Source organism: Streptomyces sp. NPDC039462 (genome assembly GCF_055639375.1).
Genome location: NZ_JBVKAO010000006.1, coordinates 507,119 through 521,127 on the forward strand (window position 1 = coordinate 507,119; position 14,009 = coordinate 521,127).

17 protein-coding genes are annotated in these 14,009 nt (G+C 72.8%); 10 read left to right on the top strand and 7 right to left on the bottom strand.

All coding sequences use genetic code 11. From position 1 onward, the window contains the following. The first annotated feature begins 88 nt into the window (after positions 1 to 88). A complete protein-coding gene (locus ACZ7LU_RS30680) occupies positions 89 to 892 on the top strand; it encodes an enoyl-CoA hydratase/isomerase family protein (RefSeq protein WP_398307701.1) in 804 nt (267 codons plus the stop codon). A gap of 45 nt (positions 893 to 937) precedes the next feature. Here the strand turns inward: ACZ7LU_RS30680 and ACZ7LU_RS30685 are convergent, their stop codons facing one another. Next, positions 938 to 1,675: a nucleopolyhedrovirus P10 family protein gene (locus ACZ7LU_RS30685; RefSeq protein ID WP_471918588.1), complete on the bottom strand. Its 738-nt coding sequence runs from the start codon at positions 1,673 to 1,675 to the stop codon at positions 938 to 940. Between the two features lie 109 nt (positions 1,676 to 1,784). Here ACZ7LU_RS30685 and ACZ7LU_RS30690 point away from each other — a divergent pair, with 109 nt between their 5' ends. From ACZ7LU_RS30690 to amaP, 5 genes are read left to right on the top strand one after another with little or no spacing between them, the layout of a single operon-like run. Further along, a complete protein-coding gene (locus tag ACZ7LU_RS30690) occupies positions 1,785 to 2,270 on the top strand; it encodes an Asp23/Gls24 family envelope stress response protein (protein WP_398307705.1) in 486 nt (161 codons plus the stop codon). 33 nt (positions 2,271 to 2,303) lie between these two features. Further along, the gene (locus ACZ7LU_RS30695; RefSeq protein WP_355818703.1) at positions 2,304 to 2,489 is read left to right on the top strand and encodes a hypothetical protein; all 186 of its coding nucleotides are present in this window, start codon (positions 2,304 to 2,306) and stop codon (positions 2,487 to 2,489) included. A gap of 3 nt (positions 2,490 to 2,492) precedes the next feature. Next, positions 2,493 to 2,837: an Asp23/Gls24 family envelope stress response protein gene (locus ACZ7LU_RS30700; RefSeq protein ID WP_398307707.1), complete on the top strand. Its 345-nt coding sequence runs from the start codon at positions 2,493 to 2,495 to the stop codon at positions 2,835 to 2,837. Next, entirely contained in the window at positions 2,834 to 3,499 is a 666-nt protein-coding gene (locus ACZ7LU_RS30705) for a DUF6286 domain-containing protein (protein ID WP_471918589.1), read from the top strand. Before ACZ7LU_RS30700 ends, ACZ7LU_RS30705 begins: the two co-directional genes overlap by 4 nt. Next, a complete protein-coding gene (amaP, locus tag ACZ7LU_RS30710) occupies positions 3,496 to 4,083 on the top strand; it encodes an alkaline shock response membrane anchor protein AmaP (RefSeq protein WP_471918590.1) in 588 nt (195 codons plus the stop codon). Before ACZ7LU_RS30705 ends, amaP begins: the two co-directional genes overlap by 4 nt. A 13-nt stretch (positions 4,084 to 4,096) precedes the next feature. Here the strand turns inward: amaP and ACZ7LU_RS30715 are convergent, their stop codons facing one another. The 6 genes from ACZ7LU_RS30715 to ACZ7LU_RS30740 all read right to left on the bottom strand — a co-directional run bounded on the left by ACZ7LU_RS30715 (position 4,097) and on the right by ACZ7LU_RS30740 (position 9,571). Next, entirely contained in the window at positions 4,097 to 4,852 is a 756-nt protein-coding gene (locus tag ACZ7LU_RS30715; protein ID WP_471918591.1) for an SDR family oxidoreductase, read from the bottom strand. Between the two features lie 5 nt (positions 4,853 to 4,857). Beyond that, positions 4,858 to 6,651, bottom strand: coding sequence for a glycoside hydrolase family 15 protein (locus tag ACZ7LU_RS30720; protein ID WP_471918592.1), 1,794 nt, complete (start codon positions 6,649 to 6,651; stop codon positions 4,858 to 4,860). Between the two features lie 70 nt (positions 6,652 to 6,721). Further along, positions 6,722 to 7,510 carry an SURF1 family cytochrome oxidase biogenesis protein gene (locus ACZ7LU_RS30725; protein ID WP_398307717.1) on the bottom strand — a complete coding sequence of 263 codons (789 nt, stop codon included), beginning with the start codon at positions 7,508 to 7,510 and terminating at the stop codon, positions 6,722 to 6,724. A 75-nt stretch (positions 7,511 to 7,585) separates the two neighbouring features. Continuing rightward, a complete protein-coding gene (locus tag ACZ7LU_RS30730; protein WP_079043687.1) occupies positions 7,586 to 7,819 on the bottom strand; it encodes a hypothetical protein in 234 nt (77 codons plus the stop codon). An 86-nt stretch (positions 7,820 to 7,905) separates the two neighbouring features. Next, the gene (locus ACZ7LU_RS30735; protein ID WP_398307719.1) at positions 7,906 to 8,901 is read right to left on the bottom strand and encodes a DEDDh family exonuclease; all 996 of its coding nucleotides are present in this window, start codon (positions 8,899 to 8,901) and stop codon (positions 7,906 to 7,908) included. A 31-nt stretch (positions 8,902 to 8,932) separates the two neighbouring features. Continuing rightward, the gene (locus ACZ7LU_RS30740) at positions 8,933 to 9,571 is read right to left on the bottom strand and encodes a TetR/AcrR family transcriptional regulator (protein WP_398307721.1); all 639 of its coding nucleotides are present in this window, start codon (positions 9,569 to 9,571) and stop codon (positions 8,933 to 8,935) included. Between the two features lie 82 nt (positions 9,572 to 9,653). On the opposite strand from ACZ7LU_RS30740, the gene ACZ7LU_RS30745 reads away from it, so the two are divergent. Genes ACZ7LU_RS30745 through ACZ7LU_RS30760 form a run of 4 tightly spaced genes read left to right on the top strand, consistent with a single transcriptional unit; the run spans position 9,654 to position 13,888 of the window. Beyond that, positions 9,654 to 10,451, top strand: a complete 798-nt coding sequence (locus tag ACZ7LU_RS30745; protein WP_468092985.1) for an acetoacetate decarboxylase family protein — start codon at positions 9,654 to 9,656, stop codon at positions 10,449 to 10,451. 1 nt (position 10,452) lies between these two features. Beyond that, the gene (locus ACZ7LU_RS30750) at positions 10,453 to 11,337 is read left to right on the top strand and encodes an SDR family NAD(P)-dependent oxidoreductase (protein ID WP_471918593.1); all 885 of its coding nucleotides are present in this window, start codon (positions 10,453 to 10,455) and stop codon (positions 11,335 to 11,337) included. Between the two features lie 14 nt (positions 11,338 to 11,351). Next, positions 11,352 to 12,653: an amidohydrolase family protein gene (locus ACZ7LU_RS30755; RefSeq protein WP_468317140.1), complete on the top strand. Its 1,302-nt coding sequence runs from the start codon at positions 11,352 to 11,354 to the stop codon at positions 12,651 to 12,653. Beyond that, positions 12,650 to 13,888 carry an amidohydrolase family protein gene (locus ACZ7LU_RS30760; protein ID WP_468092991.1) on the top strand — a complete coding sequence of 413 codons (1,239 nt, stop codon included), beginning with the start codon at positions 12,650 to 12,652 and terminating at the stop codon, positions 13,886 to 13,888. Before ACZ7LU_RS30755 ends, ACZ7LU_RS30760 begins: the two co-directional genes overlap by 4 nt. Positions 13,889 to 14,009: the final 121 nt, after the last annotated feature.

Sequence of the window (14,009 nt, forward strand, 5' to 3'; positions counted from 1 at the left end):
GATCGCGTGATCGGCCGGGTGGTTACTGTGCAGTCACTTACGGGCGCTCCCGAGCGTCCGGACCGACCGCACCCCATCGGAGGCACCCATGGCTTCGTCCGACACCGAGCTCGCACCGGTTCTCGACAAGGACGGCGTACGCCTCACCATCGACGAGGCCGTCGCCACGGTGACGCTGACCAATCCGGCCAAGCGCAACGCCCAATCTCCCGCGCTGTGGAGGGCGTTGACGGAGGCAGGTCAGCTGTTGCCCGGCAGTGTCCGCGTCGTGGTGCTGCGCGGTGAGGGCAAGTCCTTCTCCGCGGGCCTCGACCGGCAGGCGTTCACGCCCGAGGGCTTCGACGGCGAGCCGTCCTTCATCGATCTCGCACGCGGTGAGGACGGCGTCCTCGACGCCACGATCAGCGAGTACCAGGAGGCTTTCACCTGGTGGCGGCGGAGCGACATCGTGTCCATCGCCGCCGTCCAGGGCCACGCCATCGGCGCCGGCTTCCAGCTCGCGCTCGCCTGCGACCTGCGGATCGCGGCGGACGACGTGCAGTTCGCCATGCGCGAGACCAGCCTGGGCCTCGTCCCCGACCTCACCGGCACCCACCCGCTCGTGGGTCTCGTCGGCTATGCCCGCGCGCTGGAGATCTGCGCCACCGGCCGCTTCGTCCACGCGGACGAGGCCGAGCGGGTGGGCCTCGCCAACCTCGTCGTGCCGGCCGACCAGCTCGACGCCGCCGCCAAGGACCTGGCCGCCGCGCTCGTCGCCGCGCCGCGTGACGCCGTCATCGAGACCAAGGCGCTGCTGCAGGGCGCGACGGGCCGCTCCTACGAAGAGCAGCGCGTCGCCGAGCGCGCCGCGCAGGGCCGCCGACTGCGCGACCTCGCGGGCCTCGGCGACTGACGCCACGTCCCCTCATGCCCTGACCCGGCTCGGTGCTGAGCTGTTCTAACCCACTTCGGTGACGAGCACGGCCACCGAAGGGTGGTCCGGCAGGGCGGCACCGACCGCCGCGCGGACCGCGAGCGCCACGTCCAGAGCGCGGTGGTCGCGGTCCGTCGCGAGCTCCACGCGCGCGTGGCGGCGCGGCAGCGTGTCCGTCGCCGGGCGCTGCTCGATGTGCACGGCCCCGCCGAGCACGCCGGTCAGCCGGACCACCCCGGGCACCGCCAGGGCGGCCCGCCCGGCGCGCGCCTCGTCGCCGTCGCCGGAGTCGTCGCCCTGTCGCTGCGGCTCCTTCTCCGGGCGTACGTCTTCGAGGTCCCTGCCCCCGGCCGCGAAATCCGTGCCCTCGTCGAGCAGGTCCACCACCTTCAGGTCCACCTCATCGACCAGGAGGCCGAGCCGGTCCGCCGCCGCCTCCGACAGCGCGGCGCGCAACCGGGCCGCCGCCGCGGGCAGCGGTTCGCCCGCGACGGCCGCGAACTCCGCGGTGATCCGCAGCGGCCCGGGCGGCAGCGCGCTCGGCGGTGCCGGCACGGCCGCGACGTACGTCCTGTCCGGATCGGCCGACGCGACGCGGACCGTGCCGAGACGCACACCGGCGACCCGGTCAGCCATCTGGCGCAACGCGCCCTCCGCCGCGGATTCCGTCACCCACGCGCCGTCCGCCGCACCGCCCAGCGGCAGTACCCGGCCGAGCCGCAGCTGTCGTCGTACCGCCTGCGTCCAACCCTCACCCGTCATGGCTCCACCCTGCCGCATCCCGGGCGCGCGGGCGCGGGGCCGCGCTTAATGTGAGCGGAGAAGCAGCACTCCACGGAGCAGATCCCCTTTCGAAAGGAACGGGACGACGATGAGCGACACCGGACAGCGGAACGCGTCTCAGACGCTGGAGAAGGACTCCCCGAAGCAGAGCGCGGCGAAGTCCGCGACCGGCCGGGGCGGCGGTGACCCCGGGGGCCGGGGCCGCACCACCATCGCGGACGGCGTCGTCGAGAAGATCGCCGGGCTCGCCGCGCGCGACGTGGAAGGCGTGCACGCGATGGGCGGCGGCCTCGCGCGGACCTTCGGCGCCGTGCGCGACCGGGTGCCCGGCGGCTCGAAGTCCGTGTCGCGCGGTGTGAAGGCCGAGGTCGGCGAGGTGCAGACCGCGCTCGACCTGGAGATCGTCGTCGAGTACGGCGTATCGATCGCCGACGTCGCGCAGGACGTGCGGGAGAACGTGATCGCGGCCGTCGAGCGCATGACCGGACTCGAGGTCGTCGAGGTCAACATCGCGGTGAGCGATGTGAAGCTGCCGGACGAGGAAGACGACGAGCCGCAGGGACGCCTTCAGTAGCACGTCCCGCCAAGCGACCCAAAGGAGCGCACGATGAGCATGGCCGTGATCGGCATGGTGGCCGGAATGGCTCTTGGCTTCGCCGGATACTTCGGCGGATTCGGGGCGTTCCTTCTGGTGGCCGCCCTGGGCGCCATCGGCTTCGTGGCCGGACGGTTCCTCGAGGGGGACCTGGAGCCCGGGGACTTCTTCCGCGGCCGCGGCGACCGGCGGCGGTGAGCGGTGGCGGCACAGGTCGCACCCGGCGAGCGCGGCGCGACCCGGATCGCCGACCGCGTCGTCGCGAAGATCGCCGCGCGGGCGGCACGCGAGGCGGTGGACGCGGTCCCGGCCGACGGCTCGCCGCCGCGCGCCACGGTCTCCGTCCGCCATGAGTCCGCCCGCGTCCGCGTCAGCATCGAACTGGACTACCCCTGCGACATCGGCGCCCAGTGCGGCGCGGTGCGTCGCCAAGTAGCCGAGCGGGTAAGGGAGTTGGCGGGGATGGAGGTGCCCGAGGTGGCCGTCCAGGTGGAGCGGCTGCACTCGGCACAGGTCCGCGCGGCGGCACAGGGGAGGATCCGATGAGTGAACCCCAAGGGGGCGGCACCCGGCCGCTGCCGGTCCTCGAACAGTCGGAGGGCGAGCTGGACCAGTCGGCCTCCGCGACCGCCTATGAGCCGCCGCCCACGCTCTCCGGCGACGAGAAGGCCTCCCGGTTCTGGTCGCGCCGACGAGTGCCCGCGGCCCTCGTCGCGCTGCTGGTCCTCGGCGCCACCGGGCTGCTCCTCGACGACGTCGTCGCCGTCCGGGCCGACCACCCCGCGATGCACTGGCGCCGCGAACTGGCCCACCAGCTCGGCCGGCGGCCCCTCGACGACACCGCCGTGCTCGCCGGGGCCGCGGTGGCCGCCCTCGTCGGGCTCTGGCTCCTCGTGCTCGCCGCGACCCCCGGGCAGCGCGGCCTCCTGCCGATGCGGCGCACGCACGCGGACGTGCGCGCGGGCCTGTACCGCGGCGCCGCCGCCACGGCACTGCGCGACCGGGCCATGGACGTACCCGGCGTACAGTCCGTCCGGGTCCGCATGAAGCGCTCCAAGGTGGACGTGCGCGCGGTGTCGCACTTCCGCGAACTCGACGACGTACGCGGCGACCTGGACGCCGCGATGGCCGACGGCATCCGCGAGCTGGGCCTCGCCCGCACACCCGGCCTCTCCGTCCGTGTGGCCCGGCCCGGCAGAAAGGCGTGAGCGCGATGCTGCGCACGGTCAACCGCGTACTCCTCGCCCTCGCCGGGCTCGTGCTGCTCGTCCTCGGCGGCTCCGTGCTCGCGGTCGGGCTCGGCGCCTCGCCGCCGTCGTGGTGGATCCACGACAGCCGGCACGACGTGCTGGTCAGCGCCGCCGACCGGGCGCGCTGGCGGGACGAAGGATGGTTCTGGCCCGTGGTCATCGCCGTCCTCGCCGTCCTGCTCCTGCTCTCCTTGTGGTGGCTCTCCGCGCAGCTGCGCAGGCGCCGCCTCGCGGAGGTCCTGGTGGATACCGGAGACGGCGAGGGCGCGCTGCTGCGCGGCCGGGCCATGGAGAACGTGCTGGCCGCCGAGGCTGAGACGCTGGACGGCGTCGAGCGCGCCCGCGCCGTCCTGACCGGCCGACGCAGCGCGCCTCAGGCCCGCGTGGACGCGGTCCTCGCCCCCCACGCCGCCCCGGCCGACGTCCTCCACGACCTCTCTGCCCGGCCCCTGACCCACGCCCGCGACTCGGCCGGCCTGAAGAGCCTGCCCACGACCGTGCGTCTGCGAGCCCTGAAACACCACGCGGAGCGCGTGAACTGACCGGCCCCCGGGGTCAGAAGCCCGCCCGGGCACCGCCGTCCACCGGGACCATGATGCCCGTGAGGTAGGACGCGGCGGGGGAGAGCAGGAAGGCGGCGGTGCGGCCGAACTCCTGGGGGGTGCCGTAGCGGCGCAGGGGGATGGCCGACTCGTTCGCGGCGCGGGTGGCCGCCGGGTCGGGGGAGAGGCCGTCGAGCTGGCGCATGCGGTCGGTGCCGATCCGGCCGGGGAGCACGCCGACGACGCGGATGCCCCGCGGACCCAGCTCGTCCGCGAGGGACTTGGCGAAGCCGGCGAGCCCGGGCCGCAGACCGTTCGAGATCGTCAGGCCCGCGATCGGCTCGTACACCGACCCGGAGAGCACGAAGCCGATGACGCCGCCCTCGCCGAGCCGCGCGGCCGCCGCGCGGGCGAGCCGCACGGCGCCCAGGAAGACCGACTCGAACGCGGCCTGCCACTGCTCGTCGGTGTTGTCCGCGACGAAGCCCGGCGCGGGCCCGCCGACGCTGATCAGCACGCCGTCGAAGCCGCCGAAGTGCTCACGGGCCGCGGCGATCAGCGTGTCCGCGGCGGTGGGGTCGGCGTTGTCGGCGGCCACGCCCACCGCGTTCGGGCCGAGCTCGGCGGCCGCCTCGGCGACCGTCTTCTCGTCGCGGCCGGTGACGACGACCTTCGCGCCGTCCGCGACCAGTTCGCGCGCGGTGGCGTTGCCGAGGCCACGGGTGGCGCCGGTGACTACGTAGACACGGTCCTTCAGTCCAAGATCCATGGCCCCTATCCTCCCGCGTCCGCCCCGTAGAGCGCGAGGGCTGTATTGACCAGGCCGATGTGGCTGAATGCCTGCGGGAAGTTGCCCAGCTGCCGGCCCGACGCCGGGTCGTACTCCTCAGCGAGCAGCCCCACGTCGTTGCGGAGCGCGAGGAGGCGGTCGAACAGCGCGCGCGCCTCCTTCGTGCGGCCCGTCATGTGCAGCGCGTCGGCGAGCCAGAACGAGCAGGCGAGGAAGGTGGCCTCGCCGCCCGGCAGCCCGTCGATGTGCCGCTCGTCCGAGCTGTAACGCCGTACGAACCCGTCGCGGCCCAGCTCCCGGTGGATCGCGTCCACCGTGCCGGCCACGCGCGGATCGTCCGGCGGCAGGAACCCCACGCGCGGGATGAGCAGGAGCGAGGCGTCAAGCTCGGCGGAGCCGTAGAACTGCGTGAACGTGTTCCGCTCGGCGTCGTATCCGCGCTCGCACACCTCCCGGTGCACCTCGTCGCGCATCTTGCGCCAGCGATCGACGTCCCCGAGGTTCTCGGCCAGCTCCGGGTCCTCCTCCAAGGCGTGCACGGTCCGGTCGGCGGCGACCCACGCCATCACCTTCGAGTGCACGAAGTGCCGGCGCGGACCGCGGACCTCCCACAGCCCCTCGTCCGGTTCGCGCCACTTCTCCTCGAGGAACTCCAGCATGCACCGCTGGAGGTTCCAGGCGTGCGGACGCGGGGTGAGGCCCTTCGCGCGGGCCATCGTGAGGGAGTCGATGACCTCGCCGTACACGTCGAGCTGCAGCTGGTTCACGGCGTCGTTTCCGATGCGCACCGGGGCCGAGCCCTCGTAGCCGGGCAGCCACGGGATCTCGTGCTCAGGAAGCCGCCGCTCACCGCATATCCCGTACATGATCTGGAGGTCGGCGGTGTTGCCGGCGACCGCGCGCAGCAGCCAGTCGCGCCACGCCTCGGCCTCCTCCAGATAGCCGGCCGCGACCAGGGCGCCCAGGGTGAGGGTGGAGTCGCGCAGCCAGGAGTAGCGGTAGTCCCAGTTGCGTACGCCGCCGATCTCCTCGGGCAGGGAGGTGGTGGGGGCGGCCACGATGCCGCCGGTCGGGGCGTAGGTGAGTGCCTTGAGGGTGATGAGGGAGCGGACGACCGCGTCGCGGTGCGGCCCGTCGTAGCGGCAGCGGGCGGTCCACTCCCGCCAGTCGGCGAGGCTGTCGCGCAGCGCCTCATGGGGCTCGACGAGGGTGGGGCGCGGCTCGTGCGAGGGGTGCCAGGTGAGGACGAAGGCCACCTTCTCGCCCGCCTCCACAGTGAACTCGGAGTGCGTGCTGAATCCCTCGCCCCAGGTGCGTACCTGGGGTTCGCTGCGCAGCCACACCGCGTCGGGGCCGGCGACGGCCACGCGGAGTCCGTCGATCCTGCGCATCCACGGCACGACCGAGCCGTAGTCGAAACGGAGGCGGAGCGTACTGCGGACCGTCACCCTGCCCGTCAGGCCCTCGACGATGCGTACGACATCGGGGGCGCGGTCGCGCTGCGGCATGAAGTCGGTGACGCGGACGGTGCCGTCCGGGGTCTCCCACTCCGAGTCGAGCACGAGGGTGCCCGGCCGGTACGCGCGCCGGGTGCAGGGGCCCGCGTCCTTCGGCGCGATGCGCCAGTGGCCGTTCTCCTCGTCGCCGAGCAGCGCGGCGAAGCAGGCGGCCGAGTCGAACCGGGGCAGGCAGAGCCAGTCCACGGATCCGTCCCTGCCGACCAGGGCGGCGGTCTGGAGATCGCCGATGAGCGCGTAGTCCTCTATGGGGTGATGCACGCAGAACGGCTTCCCGGGATAAGGCTCCGTCAATCGAACCTGTTGCCGCGTGGATGCGCGGGTCTCCGGATCAGGCGTTCGCCGGTGCCGCCTCGGGCGCGGGGGCCGCCGCGGCCGCCGCGCGGTCGCGCCGCTCCCTGCGGACCAGCACCACCCAGCCGACGGGGACGCCCGAGGCGAACAGCCACCACTGGACGGCGTACGCCATGTGCGCGCCGATGCTGCTGTGGTCGGGCTCGCCGATCAGTTCGGGGGAGCCGTCGGCCGGCTCGGGCGAGGTCTGCTCGACATAACCGCCGAGGACCTGCTTGCCGAGGCTGTCGGCCTGCTGCCCGCTGCTGATCAGCATGATCTGACGGTCCGGCAGGCCGCGGACGTTCTTGATGCCGCTGGCCGCGGACGTCTCGTCGGCCTTGAGGCGGCCGGTGATGGTGATCTCACCCTTCGGGGGGGCGGGGATCTTGGGGAAGGCGGTCTGCGGTCCTTCGGCCGGGATCCAGCCGCGGTTGACGAGCAGGACCTTGCCGTCCGCAAGGACGAAGGGCGTCAGGACGTGGAAGCCGACCTCGTCGTCGGAGTTGGTGCGGCGCCGCACGACGACCTCGTGCTCCGTGTCGAACGTCCCCTTGGCGCTCACCCGGCGGTACAGGTCCTTCTTGGGCACCTCGTGGCCGGGTGAGGTGATCTTCTCCGCCGGGACCGGGGCGGCGGCCAGCGCCTCGGCGACCCGGTGGTTCTGCGCGACGCGGTTCTGGTGGCGGTGCAGCTGCCAGAAACCCAGCTCGACCATCACGGGGATGAGGACGAGGGCGATAAGGGTGAGGATCACCCACTGCCGGGTCAGGAGGAAGCGGTACACCCCACGACCGTACCTCTAGGTCTGTGGGGTGCCTGCCCGGGGGTGGGGTCGGCGGCCGCCCGGAGGCGGGGCCGGTCAGACCTTGTCGATGATGCCCACCCGCCCCTCCGCGCGCGAGCAGTGGGCGCCGCAGTACCAGTGCCCCTCCACCTCGACGCCCTGGCCGATGATGCGGCACCGGCAGTGCTCGCAGATGGGCGCCATGCGGTGGATGGCGCAGGAGAAGCAGTCGAAGACGTGCACCGCGCCTTGCGCGTGCACTTCGAAGGACATGCCGTAGTCGTTTCCGCAGACCTCGCAACGTGCCATGCGCCACAGGGTGGGACGCGGGGGCGGTGCGGGGCGAGCCGCCCGTGGGCGAGTCGCCCGCAATCACCCGTCTGACGCCTGCTCGGTTACGACTCCGTGGCGGGCGCCACGTCCTGGAGGAGCTGTCCGAAGGCCGCCTCGTCGATCACCGGCGTGCCGAACGAGCGCGCCTTGACGGTCTTGGAGGTGCCGGAGTCCGGGTCGTTCGTGACGAGGAGGCTCGTGAGACGGGACACACTCGTCGCGATGTGCAGCCCGGCCTCGACGGCCCGGTCCTCCAGGAGTTCGCGCTCCACGGAGGTGTCTCCGGAGAACGCCACCCGCATGCCCTGCTTGAGTGGTTTGCCCGGTTCGTAACGCCCTGGGTTCGGATACGGGCACGGCGGGCGCTTGCGCGAGGGGCGCCAACTGCCCGGCCGGTACGAGGAGGACGGCGCGGGCCCCGTCGACTGGCGGACGACGCGCGGCGCGCCGTCGGACCACTCGGTCAGCGGACGGCACTCCAGGAGCGGCAGGCGGACATTGCCGCCCGCCGCGGCGTGCAGGCTCGGGCGGAACGCCTCGGCGAGCACGCGGGCGTCGTCGAGGGCGTTGTGCGCGTGGCGCTGCTCGACGCCGAAGTGCGCGGCCAGGGACTCCAGCTTGTGGTTGGGCAGCGGGAGCGCCAGCTCCTTGGAGAGGGCGATGGTGCACAGGCGTTGGCGCACGGGGGCCAGGCGCTCCGCGCGCGCGTACTCCCGCGCGATCATCGACCAGTCGAAGACCGCGTTGTGCGCGACGAGGACGCGGCCGTCCAGGCGTCCCGCGAACTCCTCGGCGATGTCCTTGAAGAGCGGCGCGTCCGCGAGCATCTCGCCGGTGAGCCCGTGGATCCAGACCGGGCCCGGATCGCGCTGGGGGTTGACCAGCGTGTACCAGTGGTCCTCGATCTCGCCCCGGGCGTCCACGCGGTAGACGGCGGCCGACACTATGCGGTCGTCGCGGGCCAGGCCGGTGGTCTCCACGTCGACGACCGCGTACCCCGTTGGATACGCGGCCGGCCAGGGCACTGCGGACGCTGCGGTCGTGCGGTCTTCGAGCATGGTCCATGAGGATACGGGCCGCGACTGACAGTCAGGGCGCCGGTCCGAGAAGCCCGGCCACCAGAGCCCGGACGGAGGTGGCGAAGAGCGCCTCCGCGTCGACGGGTCCGGCCAGCGCGCGGGCGAGCGCGCCGTCCTGCTCGGCCGCCTGAGCCGTCCACAGCTCGTCCTCGCCGGGGTGCTGCTCGGGGGCGCGTTCGCGATAGCGCTCGACCAGGACGTGGCCGACGACGTGGACCTGGACGGCGCGCACCGCCTCGGCGGCGCGGACGCCGCGCAGGCCCGCCCGGTGGACCTCGTGGACGAGGGCCCGCTGGGCGGGCAGGAACATCCGTTCCGTCAGGCCCCGTTCGTGGACCATCGCGACCAGGTGCGGGTGGTCGAGGAGCTGGTGGCGCAGGGCGCGGGCCACGGAGGCGACGCGCTGCGCGGGGGTGCGGCCGGTGGCGCGGACCTCGCCGAGGTCGGCGAGGGTGCGCTCGACGAGGGCGTCCAGGAGCGACTCGCGGTTGCCGACGTGCCAGTAGATCGAGGTGACGGCGGTGCCGAGCTCGGCGGCGAGCGCGCGCATCGTCAGCGCGCGTGGGCCGTGCCGCTTGACGAGGCGCGCGGCCGTGTCGAGAACCTGCTCCCGGTCCAGATGCGCACCGGACTTCTCTTTACCCTTCACGAGTCCTGTTGTAACTGTGTTACAGAACCGCCGCAAGTCCCGGCCGCGGGCCCGAGTCCGCGCTGACGAAGGGTGGTACGACATGGCACGCATTCGCTACGGAGCGCGCGACGAGGCGGAGATCGCCGCCGCGCGCACCGCGAGCTCCAGGCTCCCCGACATCTGGTCCACGGGCGTGGTGGCCGTCTGGGAGAGCGACCCGGACACGGTCGCCGCCGTCCTGCCGCCGCCGCTGAAGCCCACCGGGCGGCCCCTGGTGCGGGCGAACATCAGCAAGGTCGACCTGCCGGGCTACCCGCTGGGCGCGGGCTCCGTCGCCGTCGCGGCCGAGCACGCGGGCGTGGCGGGCTGGTATCCGCTGGTGATGCCGATGACCCACGAGCGGGCCCTGATCGGCGGCCGTGAGGTCTTCGGCGAGCCGAAGAAGCTCGGCGAGGTGGAGGTCGAGCGCGACGGCCTGGTGGTGCGGGCCAGGCTCGCCCGGCACGGCATCGCGTTCGTGGAGGTGCGCGGCGCGGTCAGCGGCTCCCTGCCGCTGCCGGAGCCGACGCGGAAGACCGACTTCTACTTCAAGTTCCTGCCCGCGGTGGACGGTTCGGGCTTCGACGCGGACCCGGTGCTCGTGCACTGCGTACGGAACGAGAAGGTCCGCAAGCTGGAGGCCGTCACCGGGGACGTCGTACTGCGCGAGTCGATGTACGACCCGGTGGCCGATCTGCCGGTGCGCACGCTCGTCGAGATCACCATCGGCGAGAAGACCACCGACCAGCAGGGCCGCGTCGTCGAGCGCGTCAGCGCACAGGCCCTGCTGCCCTACATCCACCAGCGCTACGACGACCCGGCGCAGATCCTCGACGGGCCGCCCGAGGGGAGCGTCTGAGATGGAGCTGCGTGCGGGGCAGGTCGCCGTCGTCACGGGCGCGGCGAGCGGCATCGGGCTTGCCATGGCGCGGCGGTTCGCGGCGGACCGCCTGAAAGTGGTCCTCGCCGACGTCGAGGAGGGCGCCCTGGAGAAGGCCGCGGCGGAACTGCGCGAGGACGGCGCGACCGTGCACGCGCGCGTGGTCGACGTCGGGGCGCGCGAGCAGGTCTTCGCCCTCGCCGATGAGGCGTACGAGAGGTTCGGCGCCGTCCACGTGCTGTGCAACAACGCGGGGGTCGGCTCGGGCGCCGAGGGCCGCATGTGGGAACACGAGCCGAACGACTGGAAGTGGGCTTTCGAAGTCAACGTCTGGGGTGTCTTCCACGGCATCCAGGCCTTCGTGCCCCGGATGATCGCGGGCGGCGACCCTGGCCACGTCGTCAACACCTCCTCCGGGGACGGCGGCATCGCGCCACTGCCCACCGCCTCCGTGTACGCCGTCACCAAGGCCGCCGTGGTGACGATGACCGAGTCGCTGTACGCCCATCTGAAGGCGGAGCACGCGCGCGTGGGCGCCTCCGTGCTCTTCCCCGGACCCCACATGCTCCGCACCGGCCTGTGGGAGTCGCACCGCAACCGGCCCGACCGGTACGCCAAGTCCCGCCCCCGCAGGACCCCTTACCGCAGCCTCGACCAGTGGGAGGCCGCGATGCGGGAGGCGGGCCAGGAGGTGGAGTTCACCCCCGTCGAAGAGGTCGCGGACTTCGTGGCCGAGGGCATCGCCGCCGACCGCTTCTGGCTGCTCCCGGCGAGCGAGCACAGCGACCGGCAGATCCGGGCGCGGTCGAGGTCGATGCTCGACCGGTCCGACCCGGCGTACCTGGAGAACTTCATCCTGGACTGAAGGGAGCGCCACCCATGAGCGACCAAGGTCACCGGAATCCGCAGGACCCGTACCTGATCATCTCCTCCGACTGCCACGCCGGACTCCCCACCGAGGAGTACCGGCCCTACCTCGACAGCCGCTTCCACCGGGACTTCGACGCCTTCCTCGGCGAGCGCGGCGCCCGCCGCGAGGAGGCGACCCGGCTCGGCATCCGCAACGACGCGTTCGCCGCCAAGTGGTTCCAGGACAACGAAGAGGGCCTGCGCGGCGGCTGGGACAGCGCGCAGCGCCTCAAGGAACTCGACGGCGACGGAGTGGCCGCCGAAGTCGTCTTCCCCGACGCGGACGCCGTCGACAGCCAGACCGCCGCACCCTTCGGAGTGGGCCTCGGCCTCTCCGGGGACCAGGACCCGGAGCTCGGCATGGCGGGCGCCCAGGCGCACAACCGCTGGCTGGCCGACTTCGTGTCCGAGCACCCCGAACGGCACTGCGGGGTCGCCCTGTTGCCCATCACCGGGGACGTCGACCGCGTCGTCGCCGAAGTGCGCCGCGCCAAGGAGTCGGGGCTCGGCGCGCTGATGATCCCCTCCATGTGGGTCGACAAGGCGCCCTACCACGACCGGCGCTACGACCCCGTGTGGGCCGCGGCCGCCGAGTGCGCGATGCCCGTGGTCACCCACTCCGGAGCGGCGCCCCGCCACGAGTACGGGGACCACCTCGGGATCTACGTCTCCGAAGTGACCTGGTGGCCCGCGCGGCCGCTGTGGTTCATGCTCTGGTCCGGCGTCTTCGAACGCCATCCCGGGCTGAGGTTCGGCGTCGCGGAGTCCGGCTGCTGGTGGCTGCCGAACCTCCTGTGGTTCATGGACCGCCTCTACCTGGGCGCGCACGGCGGAAAGAAGCTCTCCCCGTTCGCGGAGCTGAAGCGCCCGCCGCACGAGTACCTGGACCGGCAGATCTTCGTCTGCGCCACCAACACCAAGCGCCGCGAGCTCGCCCAGCGGTACGAGATCGGCGTCGACAACATCCTCTGGGGCAGCGACTTCCCGCACCCCGAGGGCACCTGGCCCGACACGCGCGCTTGGCTGCGGAAGACCTTCCACGACATCCCCGTGGCGGAGACCCGCCGCATGCTGGGCCTCGCCGCCGCGGAGGTCTTCGGCTTCGACACGGAGAAGCTCGCGCCGCTGGCGCGCCGCATCGGCCCGACACCCGCCGAGCTCGGCCAGGCCGACGACCAGGAAGCCGTGGCCGCCTCCTGGGCGCGCTCGCGCGAGGTGGGCCGCCACTGGCTGACCGACCACGACTTCCCGACTCTGGGGGTGACCCGATGACCGGGGACCGCTACACCGTCATCTCCGCCGACTGCCACGCGGGCGCCGATCTCCTCGACTACCGGCCCTACTTGGAGTCGCGCCACCACGACGCGTTCGACGCGTGGGCGGCCACCTACGTCAATCCGTACGAGGACCTCCTCGCGGACACCGCCGACCGCAACTGGAACTCGGACCGCCGCGTCGCCGAGCTCGAAGCGGACGGCATCGTCGCCGAGGTCGTCTTCCCGAACACCATCCCGCCGTTCTTCCCCTCGGCGTCCCTGATGGCCCCCGCGCCGACCCGGGAGGAGTTCGAGCAGCGCTGGGCCGGTCTGCGCGCCCACAACCGCTGGCTCGCGGACTTCTGCGCGGCCGCCCCGGGACGCAGGGCGGGCGTCTTCCAGATCCTCCTGAACGACGTCGACCTGGCCGTCGAGGAGATCCACCGGTCGGCGAAGGCGGGCCTGACGGGCGGCCTCATGCTGCCCGGCACGCCACCGGGTTCGGGCCTGCCCGAGCTCTACTCGTCGACGTACGACCCGATCTGGGCGGCCTGCGCCGAACTGGGCGTGCCGGTCAACCACCACGCGGGCTCGGCCTCGCCGCCGCTCGGCGAGGAGCCGGCCGCGCGCGCGGTGTTCATGGTCGAGACGACGTGGTTCTCGCACCGCGCGCTGTGGCACCTCGTCTTCGGCGGGGCCTTCCGCCGCCACCCGGACCTCAAGCTGGTCCTCACCGAGCAGGGCTCGGGCTGGGTCCCCGGAGTGCTCGACATGCTGGACTACTACCACGGGCGCCTCGTCGCGGCGGCGCGGAGGGCCGGCGGCGCGGAGACGGCCGAGTCGAAGTTCGGCGCGGGTCTCGCCGACGCGATGGGCAAGGGCCCCTCCGAAGTGTGGCGCGACAACTGCTTCGTGGGCGCCAGTTTCATGCGCCCCCACGAGGCGGCGCTGCGCGACCGGATCGGCCTCGACAAGATCATGTGGGGCAGCGACTACCCCCACGACGAGGGAACGTACCCCTACTCGCGCGAAGGCCTCCGCACCGCGTACGCCGGCCTCCCCAGGGAGGAGATCGCGGCCATGGTCGGCGGCAACGCGGCCCGCGTCTACGGCTTCGACCTGGAACGGCTCGGCCGGATCGCCGCACGCGTGGGCCCCACGGTGGGGGAACTGGACGAACCCCTCAAGGAGGCCCCCGCCGACGCGACGAGTCCCGTGTTCGCGGCGGGGGCGTCGGTACGGGTCTGGTGAGCGGACGGGCAGGGGGGCCAGGAGCCCCCCTGCCGTTTGAAGTCGGATCTTTGGTGAGGATCACCAACAACCGCTCCCGTACCGCCGGTAATACTTGTCGGTAACAACCCCTAGTCGTGCG